We start from the raw sequence: 14,399 nt of genomic DNA on the forward strand, positions 1-14,399 counted from the left end.
ACTTATCCCCAGGCTGATCCACCGGATCTGGGGATGAATGCGGGGCCGCCCTGAGGGAACGCGACGGAGGCGGGGAATGGAGGGATCGCGCGGATATGCGAGAGGGGGGACTCGAACCCCCATGACCGAAGTCGGACGATTTTGAGTCGTCTGCGTCTACCGTTCCGCCACTCTCGCGGACGCCGCGACGGCATAGCGCATGCCGGCCAGCGCGTCACGCGGTGATGCGGGGAGAGGGGGTCTGGCTCCGCCGCATGGCGCTTGACCCGTCCTCCCGCCGGCGCCAGCTTGCTCCGCCCGGACGGCCGTTCTGCCGAGGAGCCCGCATGAACCAGCTCGCCAAGCCTGTCGCGACGGCTGATGCCGTGAGCCTCGATCCCGTCTGGTGCCGCATCCGCGACGAGGCCCAGCGGGCGGCCGTGCAGGAGCCGGAGCTGGCGGGCTTCCTTCACGCCGCGGTGCTGCAGCACGACACGCTGGAATCCGCCCTGGCCGGACGGATCGCGGCGCGGTTGGAGCACGCCGACCTGCCGAGCGCGCTGCTGCGCCGCAGCCTGGAGCGCCATCTGGCCGAGGACCCGGCGCTGCGCCACGCCGTGCGCCGCGACATCCTGGCCGTGGTGGACCGCGACCCGGCCACCAGCCGCGCCCTGGAGCCCCTGCTCTACTACAAGGGCTTCCACGCGCTGGGCGCGCATCGCCTCGCCCATGCGCTGTGGCTGGAAGGCCGGCGCGACCTGGCGCTCTGGGTGCAGTCGCGCAGCTCGTCGGTGTTCCAGACCGATATCCACCCGGCGGTTCGCATGGGCCACGGCATCTTCCTCGATCATGCGACCGGCCTGGTCATCGGCGAGACGGCCCTGATCGAGGACGATGTCTCGCTGCTGCAGGGTGTGACGCTGGGCGGCACCGGCAAGGAATGCGGCGACCGTCATCCGAAGATCCGCCACGGGGTGCTGATCGGGGCCGGGGCGAAGGTGCTGGGCAATATCGAGGTGGGCGCCTGCGCCCGCGTCGCCGCCGGCTCGGTGGTGCTGAAGCCGGTGCCCTCGGGGTCCACGGTGGCCGGGGTGCCGGCCCGGGTCGTGGGCCAGGCGGGCTGCGCCGAGCCCTCGCGCGCCATGAACCAGATGCTGGATACCGGGTCGAACTGATGCCGCTGCTGATCGCGGCGCTCGCCGCGGCCGCCCCGCTCCTGGCCATGGCGTCGGAGCGGTGGGGCGGGCTGAACCCCTGCCTGCTCTGCCTCTGGCAACGCTGGCCCTACTGGATCGCCGCCGCCCTGGCGCTTGGCGCCTTGCTGCTGCCACGCCGGCTGATGCTCACCCTCGCGGGGATCGCGGTGCTGGCTTCCGCCGCCGTGGCGCTGGTGCATGTCGGGGTCGAGGCGCATTGGTGGCCCTCCCCCCTGCCCGGCTGCGCCGCGCCCAGCGCCGGCGGCGCGCGCAGCGTGGAGGATCTGATGAGCAGCCTCGCCGCCACCCCGGCCAAGCCCTGCGACGAGGCGACGTTCCTCATCCCCGGCCTGCCGGTCTCGATGGCGGCGATGAACCTGCTCTATGCCCTGGGGCTGGGCGGCTTCGCCCTGGCGATGGCGCGGCGACGGCGCTGAGCCGGCGGTTCCGCCTCAGCTCTCCAGCTCGGTGTCCCAGTAGAGATAGTCGCGCCAGCTTTCGTGCAGGTAGTTGGGCGGAAACATCCGTCCATTGTCCTGCAGTTCCCAGCTCGTCGGCTGGCGCGGCGTGTGGCGCGGGAACATGCGGATCTCCTGCGGCAGCTTCGAGCCTTTCCGCAGGTTGCAGGGGCCGCAGGCGGTGACGACATTCTCCCAGCTCGTGCGGCCGCCCCGGCTGCGCGGGATCACATGGTCGAAGGTCAGTTCCGGGGTCGGATGCTCCTGGCCGCAATAGACGCAGGAGAAGCCGTCGCGCAGGAAGACGTTGAAGCGGGTGAAGGCCGGACGCCGCGCCGCCGGGATGTACTCGCGCAGCGCGATGACGCTGGGCAGGCGGATCGTGTGGTTGGGCGAGCGGACGGCGGTCTCGTATTCCGATAGCACCGAGACGCGGTCGAGATAGACCGCCTTCACCGCGTCCTGCCATGACCACAGCGACAGAGGATAGTACGACAGCGGACGGAAATCCGCGTTCAGCACCAAGGCCGGGAAGCCGCCGGACCCAGTGCCGTGGCCTCCCAGTGACATCCCGTCAGGCAAACGCCGCTCCTTTCAAGCTGCGCGCCTCAAGCCATGGGGCCGGTCCGGTCGGGCAGGCCCCAGATTTCGTGGCGCCGCCGGTGTGCAGCGGATTCATGCCAGCCCCGCGCGACCGGCGCAACCACTCGCCTCGCAGGTTTCACGCCACGGTCACGCTGCCCCGCCCGGCCCCGCCGCCAGCCGTTGCAGGAACAGCGCTCCGGCCGAGAGGCCGGCCTCGTCGATGCCATGGGCCAGGCGCGGGGTGTAGAGCGACTCGACCGGGACCCCGGCGGCCCGCAGCGCCCGTTCGGCGGCGCGGCTCGCCTCGGCCGGAACCACCTCGTCCGCCTCGCCATGGACCAGCAGCACCGGCGGCCGGGCGCGGATCTCGGCGGCCAGGCTCTCCTCGCCGATCAGCCGGCCGGAATAGGCCAGGATGCCGGCCGGCGGCACGGCCCGGCGCAGGCCCGTATACAGCGCCATCATCGCGCCCTGGCTGAAGCCCATCAGCGCCACCGCACCCGGCGGCAGGTCCGCCGCCACGCATTCGGCCTCGATCAGCGCGTCCAGCTGCGGCCGCGCGGACTGGATGCCGGCCAGCAGCGCCGCCGGGCTGCGGTCCTCCAGGCTGAACCATTGCCGGCCATAGGGGCCGCCGTCGCAATCCTGCGGCGCATGGGGCGCGATGAACAGCGCATCGGGCACCGCCTGCGCCCAGTGCGGCGCCAGGTCGATCAGGTCGTTGCCGTCGGCGCCGTAGCCGTGCAGCAGGAGGACGAGCATCCTCGCGGCGCCTCCCGACTTCGGTCCCCAACGCGGTCCATCCAGCCTGGCCATCCGGGCCTCCTCTTGCTGCGGTCAGGCTCCATCCGCTACGCGCGAAGCATCATGGCCGCAACCGTCGTCACGCGCTTCGCCCCCAGCCCGACCGGCCAGCTGCACCTGGGCCATGCGCACAGCGCCCTGCTCGGCTGGCGGCTGGCGCGCAAGGCCGGCGGCCGCTTCCTGCTGCGCATCGAGGATATCGACCCGGTGCGCTGCCGGGCCGGGTTCATCGGCGGCATCGAGGAGGACCTCGCCTGGCTCGGCCTCGACTGGGACGGGCCGGTGCGCCGCCAGTCCAGCCATCTGGACGAATACCGGGCCGTGCTCGACCGGCTGACCGATGCGGGGCTGCTCTACCCCTGCTTCTGCACCCGTGCCGAGATCGCCCGCGAGATCGCCGCCATCGGCCATGCGCCGCACGGGCCGGACGGTCCGCTCTACCCCGGCACCTGCCGCCATCTCACGCCGGCCGCGCGGGCCGGGCGCCTCGCCTCCGGCGCGCCCTATGCGCTGCGCCTCGACATGGCAGCGGCGCTGCGCCGGCTGAAGGGGCCGCTCTCCTTCCTGGAATGCGGCGAGGGCCGCCGCCGCTGCGATCCGGCCCGCTTCGGCGACGTGGTGCTGGCGCGGAAGGACATTCCCGCCTCCTACCACCTCTGCGTCACGCATGACGACGCCCTGCAGGGCGTGTCGCTGGTGACGCGGGGGGAGGACCTGCGCCCGGCGACCGATCTGCACCGCCTGTTGCAGGCGCTGCTCGGCTGGCCGGCGCCGCGCTACCGCCACCACCCCCTGCTGCTGGGCGCCGACGGGCGGCGCCTGTCGAAGCGCGACGGGGCGCCGACGCTGGCCGCCCTGCGGCAGGCGGGCCACAGCCCGGCCAAGGTGCGGGCGATGGCCCTGGCCGGCCAGCCTCAGCTGCGGCCGTAGGTGTCCTCGAAACGGACGATGTCGTCCTCGCCGAGATAGGCGCCGGACTGCACCTCGATCAGCGTCAGCGGGATCATGCCGGGGTTCTCCATGCGGTGCACGCAGCCCAGCGGCAGGTAGATGGACTCGTTCTCGCGCAGCATGATGCGCTCGGAATCCCGCTCGACGATGGCGGTGCCGGCCACCACCACCCAATGCTCGGCACGGTGGAAGTGCTTCTGCAGGGAGAGCTTGGCGCCGGGCTTGACCGAGATCTTCTTCACCTGGAAGCGGTCGCCCTTGATCAGCCCCTCGTAATGGCCCCAGGGGCGGTACATGCGGCGATGCTCGGTCGCCTCCTTCCGCCCGTGGGCCTTGAGCTGGCCGAGGAGGGTCTTGACCTCCTGCGCCCGGTCCCGGTGCATGGCCAGCACGGCATCGTCGGTGACGACGATCACCGCGTCCTCCAGCCCGACGACGGCGGTGAGCACCCCCTCGGTGCGGACGTAGCAGTTGCGGGCATCGAGCAACTCGACCGGGCCGGTCGTCGCATTGCCCGCCGCATCCTTCTCCGACACATCCCACAGCGCCGCCCAGGAGCCCACGTCGGACCAGCCGATGGCGGCCGGCACCACCACGGCGCGGCGGGTCTTCTCCATCACCGCGTAGTCGATGGAGATGTCCGGCGCGGCCCGGAAGGCGGCGGGGTCGAGGCGGACGAAGTCGAGGTCGCGGGTCGAGGCGGCAACGGCGGCGCGGGCTGCGGCGAGCACCTCGGGCGCCAGCGCCTGCAGCTCCTCCAGCAGCGTGCGCGCGCTGGCGACGAACATGCCCGAGTTCCACAGGTGCCGCCCATCGGCCAGGAAGCCGGCGGCGGTGGCCGCGTCCGGCTTCTCGACGAAACGGGCGATGGTGGAGACGCCCTCCAGGCCGGCGACCGGCGCGCCGGTCTCGATATAGCCATAGCCGGTCTCGGGCGCGGTCGGCCGCATGCCGAAGGTGGCGATATGGCCGGCGCGGGCGGCGGCGGCGGCGCGCGTCAGGGCGGCGTGCAGGGCGGGCACGTCGCGGATCGCGGCATCGGCCGCCATCAGCCAGAGGATGGCCTCGGGATGCGCCTCCTGCGCCAGGACCGCGGCGACGGCGATGGCCGGGGCGCTGTTGCGGCCAACCGGCTCCAGCACGATGCGCGGCTCGGCCACGCCGCCGAGGCGGAGCTGCTCCGCCACCAGGAAGCGGTGCTCCTCGTTGCAGACGACGATCGGCGCGCGGAAGCCTGACCCCTCCGCCCGGGCGGCGGTCTCCTGCAGCATGGTGCGCTCGCTCAGCAGAGGCCAGAACTGCTTCGGGAAGCCTTCCCGCGACAGGGGCCAGAGGCGGCTGCCACTTCCTCCGCAGAGGATCACCGGCACAATCGGATCGGTTGGGGAGCCGGGCATGCAGTCAACCTTCGCTGGAATCATGGGACGAGGTTCTAAGGACCAGTCCAAAAAAAGAAAAGCCGCCCCGGTTGCAGCCGGGGCGGCCCATTGTTCACGACTTGGTGGCGGCTGTTAACCCGCCATCGCCGCTTCCTTCTTCTTGCGAAGGCCCGGCAGCAGCATCATGCCCAGCGCCAGGGCGGAGATCGCCAGCAGCACACCGGAGATCGGCCGCTCGACGAAGACCATCGGGTCACCGCGCGAGAGCAGCATGGCGCGGCGCAGGTGCTCCTCCATCATCGGGCCGAGCACGAAGCCGACCAGCAGCGGCGCCGGCTCCATCTTCAGCTTGGAGAAGACATAGCCGAGCACGGCGAAGAACACCGTCTGGTAGACGTCGAAGACGTTGTTGTTGATGGAGTACACGCCGATCGCGCAGAAGGTCAGGATCGCCGGGTACATGAACTTGTAGGGGACCTGCAGCAGCTTCACCCACATGCCGATCATCGGCAGGTTGATGACGAGCAGCATCAGGTTGCCGATCCACATGGAGCAGATCAGGCCCCAGAACAGGTCGGGCTGCGCCTCGACCATGCGCGGCCCGGGCTGGATGCCCTGGATGATCAGGGCGCCCACCATCAGCGCCATGACGGCGTTGGAGGGGATGCCCAGCGTCAGCAGCGGGATGAAGCTGGTCTGCGCCGCGGCGTTGTTCGCCGCCTCGGGACCGGCCACGCCCTCGATGGCGCCATTGCCGAACTCGTCACGTCCCTTGGAGAGCTTGCGCTCCATCATGTAGGAGCCGAAGGAGGCCAGCGAGGCGCCGCCACCGGGCAGGATGCCCAGCGCCGAACCGATGACCGTGCCGCGGAGCACGGAAGGCATGGCGCGCTTCCATTCCTCCTTGGTCAGGAACAGGCTGCCGACCTTGGCCGAGAGCACCGAGCGGACCTCGGGACGCTCCAGGTTCAGGATGATCTCGGCGATGCCGAACACGCCCATGGCGATGGCGGCGAAGTTCAGGCCGTCCGACAGCTCGGGAATGCCGAAGGTGAAGCGCTGCTGGCCGGTCTGCACGTCGGTGCCGACCAGGCCGAGCGCCACGCCCAGCACCACCATGCCCACCGACTTCACCACCGAGCCCTGCGCCAGCACGGCCGAAATGATCAGGCCCAGCAACATGAGCGAGAAGTAGTCGGCCGGTCCGAAGGACAGCGCCACCTGGGTCAGCAGCGGACCCGAGGCGGCGACCAGGATGGTGGCGACGGAACCGGCGAAGAAGGAGCCCAGCGCCGAGATGGCCAGCGCCGCGCCGGCGCGGCCGTTGCGCGCCATTTTGTAGCCTTCCAGCGTGGTCACCACCGAGGAGACCTCGCCCGGCAGGTTCAGCAGGATGGCGGTGGTCGAGCCACCATACTGGGCACCGTAGTAGATGCCGGCCAGCATGATGATGGCCGTGACCGCCGGCTGGCCGAAGGTGATCGGCAGCAGCAGGGAGATGGTCGCGACCGGCCCGATGCCCGGCAGCACGCCGATGGCCGTGCCGATGAAGGCGCCGAGCAGCGCGAAGAGCAGGTTGTCGAAGCTGAGCGCGACACCGAAGCCGTGCGCCAGGTTGGCGAGAAGAAGTTCCATGGTCGTCCCTGTGCCTCAGAAGGTCGGCCAGACGTTCACGCGGATGTCGAGCTCATAGATGAACACCCACCAGCAGAGGGCCAGCAGGAACACCACGCAGCCCAGCACGCCGAGGGGCCTGTGCTCCGGATCGGCCAGGGCCGAGACGACCACCATGGCGGTGATGGCCAGGAACAGGCCGCCCTGGTCCAGCAGCACGCCGAAGACGGTCATCGCCGCCAGGATCACCGCCATCTTCCGCCAGCCCGGGCTGACCGCCATGATGGCGGCGCCGATGCACATGGCGATGCCCAGCGCGTACCAGTTGGCGGACAGGGCCGGGATCGCCGCCAGCATCGGATAGGCGAAGATGGCCACCGCGACGCCGACGAAGAGCGTGGTGAAGTCGAGCTTGGTCCACTTCTCCAGCGGGTCGAGGCCGCCGAAGAAGGAGGTGACCAGGACAATCATCCCCAGCCCGAGTTCCAGCCAGAAAACGAGCATCGGCATGTAGCCGGGGCCCATGCGTCGCGCCGAGCCCAGCGTGTGCTCGGTGTTCAGCCAAAGGCCGATTGCCGCCAGCAGCACCAGAAAGATGCCGGAGGCAAGGTCTTTCGCGTTAATCCTCATGCCGATCCCTTCTTGAACCCGCGCGCCGGAGGCACGCCCCTGTGCACTGGGCACTGAAGGGCCCTGTCAGATGCCGGGGCCCTTGTCGTGATGCTTTAGCTCTTTGATGGCAGGTTGGGTCCGGACGGCCTTTGCCATCCGGGCCTCGCTTTATCGTGGAAGGGCTGGTCTGTCAGGCGTCCTGCCGGCTCTGCGCGGCGGCGCCGGAAGCGTCACGCCGTCAGTCTTGGGACATGTCCCGGCAACGCCCTGCTTCTTACCCTCCCCTTCCTTATCGTCGGAATGCCGCGCAACCTATGGCACGGCGCCGCGCATCGGCAAGGCGCGTGAATATTATGGACGAAAGTTCATCTTACTGCAGCGCAATAAAGTTAGCCCCGTCGCATCCAATGCGTCTCGAATGGGAAGTTTTCATTGATGAAGCGCGATAATCTGACCAACGACCCCTCCCGCAGGTTGCGGGACTCCAGCCGGGCACTCGCCCCCGCGCTGATCGCCCTGCGTCGGGACCTGCACGCCCATCCGGAACTGGCCTTCGAGGAGCGGCGCACCGCCGGCCTCGTCGCCGCCGAACTCGGCCGCCTCGGCATCCCGCACCGCACCGGCGTCGGCCGCACCGGCGTGCTGGGCATGATCGAGGGCGGGCTGCCCGGCCCGACGCTGGCCATCCGGGCCGACATGGACGCGCTGCCGATCCAGGAGGAGACCGGCCTGCCCTTCGCCAGCGCCGTCCCCGGCAAGATGCATGCCTGCGGCCACGACATCCACACCGTCACCCTGCTCGGCGTCGCCGCGCTGCTCCAGGAGATGGCGCCGCAGCTCGCCGGCCGCGTCGCGCTGGTGTTCCAGCCGGCGGAGGAGACGCTGGAGGGCGCGGCGGCGATGATCGCCGATGGCGCGGCCGAGGGGCTCGACATGGCGCTCGGCTTCCACAACCATCCCGACATGCCCGTCGGCAGCCTCGGCTTCGTGCGCGGCGCCTGCCTCGCCGCCGCCGACCGCTTCGACCTCGTGCTGCGCGGCCGCTCGGGCCATGCCGCGCATCCCTATGCCGCCGTCGACCCGATCGTCGCCGCGGCCCATTTCGTCACCCAGGCGCAGACCGTCGTCTCGCGCGAGGTCCGGCCGCTGCATCCGGCCGTCGTCACCATCGGCCAGTCGGCCGGCGGCACCACCTACAACATCATCCCCGAGCGGGTGCATCTGAAGGGCTCGGTCCGCACCCTGCACCCCGCGGCGCGGGACACGGCGGAAGCGGCGCTGCGCCGCCTGGCCGAGGGCATCGCCACCGGGCTGCGCGTCACCGCCAGCATGGAGTATCTCCGCATGGTGCCGCCGCTGGTGAACGACGACCGCGTGCTCGAACCGGCGGTCGCCGCGCTGGCCGCCCAGTTCGGCGAGGCCGCGCTGCTGGAGGGCGAGCCCAGCATGGGCTCGGAGGATTTCTCCGCCTTCGCCGAGCGGGTTCCGGCCTTCCAGCTTCGCATCGGCGCCGGCGCCCCCGGCCGCGCGGATCGCCTGCACAACGCCGATTACCAGCCCGACGAGGCCTGCATCCCCAACGGCGTCGAGGCGCTCTCGCGCATCGCCCTCGACCTGCTGTCGCGCCACAACTGAAAGGAATCGAACGGATGAAGATCTGTGTGTTCGGGGCGGGGGCGATCGGCGGCCATCTCGCCGCGCGCCTGGCGCTCGGCGGCGCCGAGACCAGCGTCGTGGCGCGCGGGCCGCAACTGGCGGCGATCCGCGAGAAGGGCCTGACCATCCAGGCGCCCGACGGCCATCATACCGTGCGCGTGGCGGCGGACAGCGCCGCGGCGCTGGGGCCGCAGGATGCCGTCATCGTCACCGTCAAGGCGCCCTCCCTGCCGCAGGTGGCGGCGGCGATCGGCCCCCTGCTCGGGCCGGACACCACCGTGGCCTTCGTGATGAACGGCATCCCCTGGTGGTACTTCGACCGGCACGGCGGCGATCTCGAGGGCCGCCGGCTGCCGGCGATCGATCCGGGCGAGGCGGTGCGGCAGGCGGTGGGCATCGACCGCACCCTGGGCGGCGTGGTCTATTCCGCCTGCACCGTCACCGAGCCGGGCGTGATCAAGGTGGAGCACGCCAGCAACCGCGTCATCCTGGGCGAGCCGGACGGGCGCGACAGCCCGCGCGCCCGCGCCATCGCCGAGGCGCTGAGCGCCGGCGGCATCTCGGGCGAGGTGACGGACGCCATCCGGCGGGAAGTCTGGGCCAAGCTGATGGGCAATCTGGCGCAGGGGCCCTTCACCATTCTCTCGCGCCAGGGCATCGGCCCGACCCTCGCCGAGCCGGCGGTGCGCGCGGCGATCCTGCGCGCCATGAAAGAGGCCATGGCGGTGGCCGCGGCCCTCGGCCATCCCTTCGAGTACGACCTGGAGAAGCGCGTCGCCGGTTCCGCCAAGCTGGCGCACAAGCCCTCCATCCTGCAGGATCTGGAGCTGGGCCGGCCGATGGAGGTCGAGGCGCTGTTCCGCACGCCGTTGCAGCTGGCCCGCCTTGCCGGGGTGGAGACGCCGACCCTCGACCTCTCCGTGGCCCTCGCCACCCAGGCGGCCACCGCCGCCGGACTCTACGTGCCGCCCGCCTGACCGGAGCGAAACCGCCGGGGCGGCCTCGTCACGCCCCGGCCGGCAGCGCCGACTGCCCCAGCACCCAGCCTTCCCAGCGCCGCACCCAGGGATCCGCAGGCACGAAATCCGGCCGGGCGCCCTCCAGCACGCCGATGACGCAGAGCAGGCCGAGCAGGCTGTCGAACCGGTCCTCGCCCGCCGCATCCGCGCCGAAGCCATCGTCCAGCGCCGCCGCCAGCGCGGGATCCGCCGACACGTCCAGCCTCGCCATCGCCAGCCGCAGGGCGGGCGCGGCGGCGCGGCGCACCTCGGGGACGCGTTTGCTGCCCCCGAGCACGAGGCCGAGATGGCGCAGGGCCTCGGCGGGATAGGTTTCCGCCAGCACCGCGCGGCCCGGCGCCAGCAGCGCGCGGACGGAGCCCTCGAAGGGCCAGAGGCGGAGCGGCACGCCCGCCGCCAGCGCGGGGTGGAGCCAGTCGCGCCAGGCCGAGATCGCCGCCTTGCCGGTCTGGTTGGCGCCGAGCGTCCAGAAGAGCGGGGCGCCGGCGGGGCGCTCGGCGGTCGCCAGATCGCAGAGGCGGCAGAGGGCGCGCGGCCCCTCCAGGCCCAGCGCCGCCGCATGGGCGGCGCGCGTCATGCCGCGCAGGCCGCGCGCCGGGTAGAAGGGGCGCGCCGGCGACACCGTCTCGAGCCCGGCGCTGACCTCGAAGAAACCAGGGGTCTCGCCGAGGCCGCGCAGGAAGGCCGGGAAGCTCTCCTCCGGCCGGGTCGCGGCATAGGCGCGCGGCAGGCCGAGCGGCAGGTCGAGCCCGAACAGCAGCGGGTGGCCCTCCGCCAGCAGACGCGCGGTGAGCGCCGCCGGATCGCCCACGGGGCGGGGCGCGCCGGCGCGCCAGCCCGCCGCGTCCCGGCGCGCCAGCGTCACCCAGCGCTTGCGGGGGTCGATGCTCCAGTCGGCGTGGGCGGCCAGCACGGTGCCGGCCTCCTGCTCCGGGCTCAGCCGATCGGCCGCTGCGCCCGCTCCAGCAGGCGGGCGAAGAAGCCCGGCTTCTTCGGCTCGCTGGCCTTGGCCGCGGCCGCGGTGGCCTGTTCGCGCTCCTGCGCCTTCATGGACAGCCACTTCTCCAGGCTGACCCCGGCCTTGGCGGCGCGCTTCGCCTCATAGGCGCGCTGCCCTTCCGTCAGCTTCGGCTGACCCTTCGCCTTCTCCGCCATGATCCCTCATCCTCGCGGCACCCACGCCGGCAGGGTGAATGCCGCGCGGCAGGGCCCGCCGCAAGGGGTTGCATCTGGCGCCCGCCACGTCACTCTTTCCGGCATGGAAGCAAGGGTGAAGGCCGGGCTCTGGGCCCAGATGGCGTTGCGGCTGGCCGATCAGTCGGGCCGGTCCGGCATGGTGCTGCGCAAGGGAGACCCCGATTCCGGCGGCATCCTCTGCCTGCTGCGCGGGCGCGAGGGCTGCGTCGTGCTCAGCCAGGCCCGCGACGGCGAGGGGCGCGCGGCCTGGATGCGCGGCTCCGGCCCCCGGCCGGTGCCGGAGGCGGAGGCGGATGCCTATGTGGCGCGGCAGGTGCAGCGCGATCCGGATCTCTGGGTCCTGGAATTCGACGCGCCGGACCTGTTGCCGCCCTTCGAGGCCCGGATCCTGTAGCGCCTCCGTTCAGAACAGGATGTCGATCTGGGTGGCATCCACCGTCCCGGCGCCGAGGAAGCCGAAGCTGACGGTGGCCTCGTCACCCAGGGCGCCGTTCCAGGCAACGTTGCAGATCACATAGCCCTCCGCATCGCGCGCGACGATCTCGGCATTCCAGATCTGCGTGATCTCGTAGGGCATGTCGAGGCGCAGCTGCCAGCCCTGCACCGCGGCCGGACCGTGATTGACCACGGCGACGCCACCCTGGAAGCCGGTGCTCCAGCTGCTGGTCAGGCTGAAGGCGGCCTCCAGCCCCCCCTCCCCGGGCGGCGGCGTCACGGGCGGCGTCACAGGGGGCGTCACGGGCGGGGTGGTGGTGCCATCGTCGTCCAGGATGGTCCCCGTCCCGCTCATATCGCCCGCGGTGGCGCCGCGCGGATTGGACAGGACGAGGGAGAGCGTCTCGTCCGCCTCGGCCAGGGTGTCGGCGGTGACGGCGACGGTGACGATCTTGCTGGTCTCGCCGGGCTCGAAGCGAAGCGTGCCGCTCGCCGGCGCGAAGTCGGCTGCGCCGGCGGTGCCGGCGACGGTGGCGTAATCCACCAGCACCGCGTTGTCGGACGCCGCCGAGAGGGTGACGGTGAAGCTCAGCCGGTTCGCATCGCCCGCCGTGCCGCCATCCTGCGGCAGGTCGCCCAGGTCGAACTGCAGGGGCTCCAGCCGCTCCACCTTGGCGGCGATCACCGTCGTCCAGTCGTCGGCGAGGATGCCGCCGGTATCGCCCGAATTCGGGTTCCAGGACCACCAGATCCAGCTCATGCCCTGCTGCCCGGCGGGGATGTCGATGCTGCCGTCGGCGTCCAGATCGCCCGCGAGATAGGCGGTGATCCTGTCGAGCCAGGCGAGATCCTTGGCGTCCTGCAGCTTGCTGCCGAACTCGCCGAGGAAGACCGGCGCGATGCCCTCCCTGTAGATGTAGCCCCACATCTGGTCGAACTTGGCGGTCAGCTGCGCCTCCCAGCCGGCCTGCTGGAACCAGGGCTGGGCGAAGATCGAGTTCGGGTAGTCATGCGCGGAATAGACCAGCTTGTCCGCGACATCGAGCACGATCGGGCGGTCCCGCACCCCCATCAGATTGCCGCCCCACCAGTAGTTCTCGCCCTGGTGGCTGCCGACGCCCTCGACGAAGATCAGCCAGTCCGGATTGCTGGCCAGCACGGCGTTGCCGGCGCGCTCGGCCGCCGCCGCCCAGTCATTGGCGCCGCCGCCGCCCCAGCTTCCGTTGTACGGCTCGTTGTGCAGGTCGGCGCCGATCACCGTGGCGTCGCCGGCATAGCGCGCGGCGAGCATCGTCCAGTCGGCGATCCACTGCGCCTCGGTATGGCTGCCCTCGTACCACAAGCCGCTGCCCGAGGTGCCGGCGCCGGCGCTGCTGCGGTGGTGGTCGAGGATGATGCGCAGCCCGATCTCGCCGGCGTAGTCGATGATCCGGTCCATCACCTGAAGACCGGACAGGCCCTGCAGATCGGCGTTCCTGGAGAAGTCGATGCCGTTCGGCGCCGCCGTGGTGTGCAGCAGCTCGGAGGAGAAGGGCAGGCGGATGGTGTTGAACCCCTCCGCCTTCATCTGGTCCATCATCTCCCTGTAGCCGCGCGCCCAGAGGCCATGCGGCGCGAAGTTCGTCGATTCCAGGCCGAACCAGTTGACCCCGGCGATCTTCACGGCCTGCCCCGCGGCATCGACGATCTGGTTGCCCGCGGTGCTGAGGAAGCCCTCCGCCGCGCCGCCGCCAGAACCACCATGGCCGGGATCGCCCTCGGCCACGCTGGCATCGCCCACGGAAAGGCTGGGCAGCGGCGCGGGCGGCGCCACGTCGTCGTTGCGGATCGTGGCGATCGCCTCGGCATCAGCCAGGGTGGCGCCCACCGGGGAGGAGAGGCGCAGCAGCAGGGCCTCGTCCGCCTCCACCGCCGCATCGCCGGTCACGGTGACGCGGATGGTCCGGCTGGTCTCGCCCGGCGCGAAGGTGAGTCGCCCTTGCGTCGCGACGTAATCCTGCCCGGCCAGGGCGGTGCCGTCGGCCGTCGCGTAGTCCACGGTCACGCTGCCGGCGGCGGGCCTGTCGAGCGTGACGGTGAAGACCAGCTCGCGCGTGCCCGCCTGCCCCTCCTCGATCGCGGCATCGGCCACCGTGATGGCCGGCGGCGTGGCGGGAGGCGCCGGCGGCTCGCCGCCCTGGGTCTCGCCGTTCAGCGCGAGGCCGCGCGCGGTGCTGTCCGCGCCTGCGGCCTGGAAGCCGAAGCTGGCCGTCCCGCCCGGCGGGACCGCGGCGTTCCAGCCCAGGTTGCGCAGCACGTAATGCGTGCCCACCCGGCTGACGATCTCGGCGCCCCAGAGATTGGTGATCTCGAAGCCGGCATCGAAGGCCACGGTCCAGCCGTTCAGGGCCGCGTCGCCGGCCAGCACGGCCATGTTGCCGATGAAGCCGCCATCCCAGCGGCTGGGCACGGCGTAGCTCAGGGTCGCAGGCACAATCGTCTCTCCGTGACGCCAGGGCGGTAGGGGAGACTAAG

14 protein-coding genes and 1 tRNA gene are annotated in these 14,399 nt (G+C 71.4%); 6 read left to right on the forward strand and 9 right to left on the reverse strand.

Features of this window, described 5'->3' with window-relative positions; translation table 11 throughout:
• Window positions 1-96: 96 nt before the first annotated feature.
• A tRNA-Leu gene (locus D9598_RS15410) sits at window positions 97-177 on the reverse strand.
• A 149-nt stretch (window positions 178-326) separates the two neighbouring features.
• Between D9598_RS15410 and cysE the strand changes: the two genes are divergently transcribed.
• Together cysE and D9598_RS15420 are read left to right on the forward strand one after the other, a co-directional pair.
• The gene (cysE, locus tag D9598_RS15415; protein WP_198367421.1) at window positions 327-1,154 is read left to right on the forward strand and encodes a serine O-acetyltransferase; all 828 of its coding nucleotides are present in this window, start codon (window positions 327-329) and stop codon (window positions 1,152-1,154) included.
• Window positions 1,154-1,612, forward strand: a complete 459-nt coding sequence (locus D9598_RS15420) for a disulfide bond formation protein B (RefSeq protein WP_198367422.1) — start codon at window positions 1,154-1,156, stop codon at window positions 1,610-1,612. The genes cysE and D9598_RS15420 overlap by 1 nt, the downstream gene beginning before the upstream one ends.
• 15 nt (window positions 1,613-1,627) lie before the next feature.
• Here the strand turns inward: D9598_RS15420 and D9598_RS15425 are convergent, their stop codons facing one another.
• A complete protein-coding gene (locus D9598_RS15425; RefSeq protein ID WP_370592050.1) occupies window positions 1,628-2,215 on the reverse strand; it encodes an HNH endonuclease in 588 nt (195 codons plus the stop codon).
• 150 nt (window positions 2,216-2,365) lie between these two features.
• Window positions 2,366-3,034 (reverse strand): alpha/beta hydrolase, encoded by a 669-nt coding sequence (locus D9598_RS15430; RefSeq protein WP_198367423.1) that lies wholly within the window; start codon window positions 3,032-3,034, stop codon window positions 2,366-2,368.
• Between the two features lie 51 nt (window positions 3,035-3,085).
• On the opposite strand from D9598_RS15430, the gene gluQRS reads away from it, so the two are divergent.
• Entirely contained in the window at window positions 3,086-3,952 is an 867-nt protein-coding gene (gene gluQRS / locus D9598_RS15435) for a tRNA glutamyl-Q(34) synthetase GluQRS (RefSeq protein WP_198367424.1), read from the forward strand.
• Here the strand turns inward: gluQRS and D9598_RS15440 are convergent.
• From D9598_RS15440 to D9598_RS15450, 3 genes are all read right to left on the reverse strand, one after another.
• On the reverse strand, window positions 3,937-5,370 hold the full coding sequence (locus tag D9598_RS15440) for a mannose-1-phosphate guanylyltransferase/mannose-6-phosphate isomerase (protein WP_198367425.1): 1,434 nt from the start codon (window positions 5,368-5,370) through the stop codon (window positions 3,937-3,939). The genes gluQRS and D9598_RS15440 overlap by 16 nt on opposite strands.
• 114 nt (window positions 5,371-5,484) lie before the next feature.
• Entirely contained in the window at window positions 5,485-6,987 is a 1,503-nt protein-coding gene (locus tag D9598_RS15445; RefSeq protein WP_198367426.1) for a tripartite tricarboxylate transporter permease, read from the reverse strand.
• Window positions 6,988-7,002: 15 nt separating this feature from the next.
• Window positions 7,003-7,596, reverse strand: a complete 594-nt coding sequence (locus D9598_RS15450; RefSeq protein WP_198367427.1) for a hypothetical protein — start codon at window positions 7,594-7,596, stop codon at window positions 7,003-7,005.
• Between the two features lie 417 nt (window positions 7,597-8,013).
• Between D9598_RS15450 and D9598_RS15455 the strand changes: the two genes are divergently transcribed.
• Both D9598_RS15455 and D9598_RS15460 read left to right on the forward strand, forming a co-directional pair.
• Window positions 8,014-9,213, forward strand: coding sequence for a M20 family metallopeptidase (locus D9598_RS15455; protein WP_198367428.1), 1,200 nt, complete (start codon window positions 8,014-8,016; stop codon window positions 9,211-9,213).
• A 14-nt stretch (window positions 9,214-9,227) separates the two neighbouring features.
• A complete protein-coding gene (locus tag D9598_RS15460; RefSeq protein ID WP_198367429.1) occupies window positions 9,228-10,211 on the forward strand; it encodes a ketopantoate reductase family protein in 984 nt (327 codons plus the stop codon).
• Window positions 10,212-10,239: 28 nt separating this feature from the next.
• Here the strand turns inward: D9598_RS15460 and D9598_RS15465 are convergent, their stop codons facing one another.
• Window positions 10,240-11,166 carry a hypothetical protein gene (locus D9598_RS15465; protein WP_198367430.1) on the reverse strand — a complete coding sequence of 309 codons (927 nt, stop codon included), beginning with the start codon at window positions 11,164-11,166 and terminating at the stop codon, window positions 10,240-10,242.
• Between the two features lie 23 nt (window positions 11,167-11,189).
• Window positions 11,190-11,408 carry a hypothetical protein gene (locus D9598_RS15470; protein ID WP_198367431.1) on the reverse strand — a complete coding sequence of 73 codons (219 nt, stop codon included), beginning with the start codon at window positions 11,406-11,408 and terminating at the stop codon, window positions 11,190-11,192.
• Window positions 11,409-11,511: 103 nt separating this feature from the next.
• On the opposite strand from D9598_RS15470, the gene D9598_RS15475 reads away from it, so the two are divergent.
• The gene (locus tag D9598_RS15475; protein ID WP_198367432.1) at window positions 11,512-11,844 is read left to right on the forward strand and encodes a DUF1491 family protein; all 333 of its coding nucleotides are present in this window, start codon (window positions 11,512-11,514) and stop codon (window positions 11,842-11,844) included.
• Between the two features lie 9 nt (window positions 11,845-11,853).
• Here D9598_RS15475 and D9598_RS15480 read toward each other — a convergent pair whose 3' ends face one another.
• The gene (locus tag D9598_RS15480; protein WP_198367433.1) at window positions 11,854-14,358 is read right to left on the reverse strand and encodes a cellulase family glycosylhydrolase; all 2,505 of its coding nucleotides are present in this window, start codon (window positions 14,356-14,358) and stop codon (window positions 11,854-11,856) included.
• Between the last annotated feature and the right edge of the window lie 41 nt (window positions 14,359-14,399).

The sequence above is a fragment of the Roseomonas sp. KE0001 genome (genome assembly GCF_016107285.1).
Taxonomy (GTDB): Bacteria; Pseudomonadota; Alphaproteobacteria; order Acetobacterales; family Acetobacteraceae; genus Pseudoroseomonas.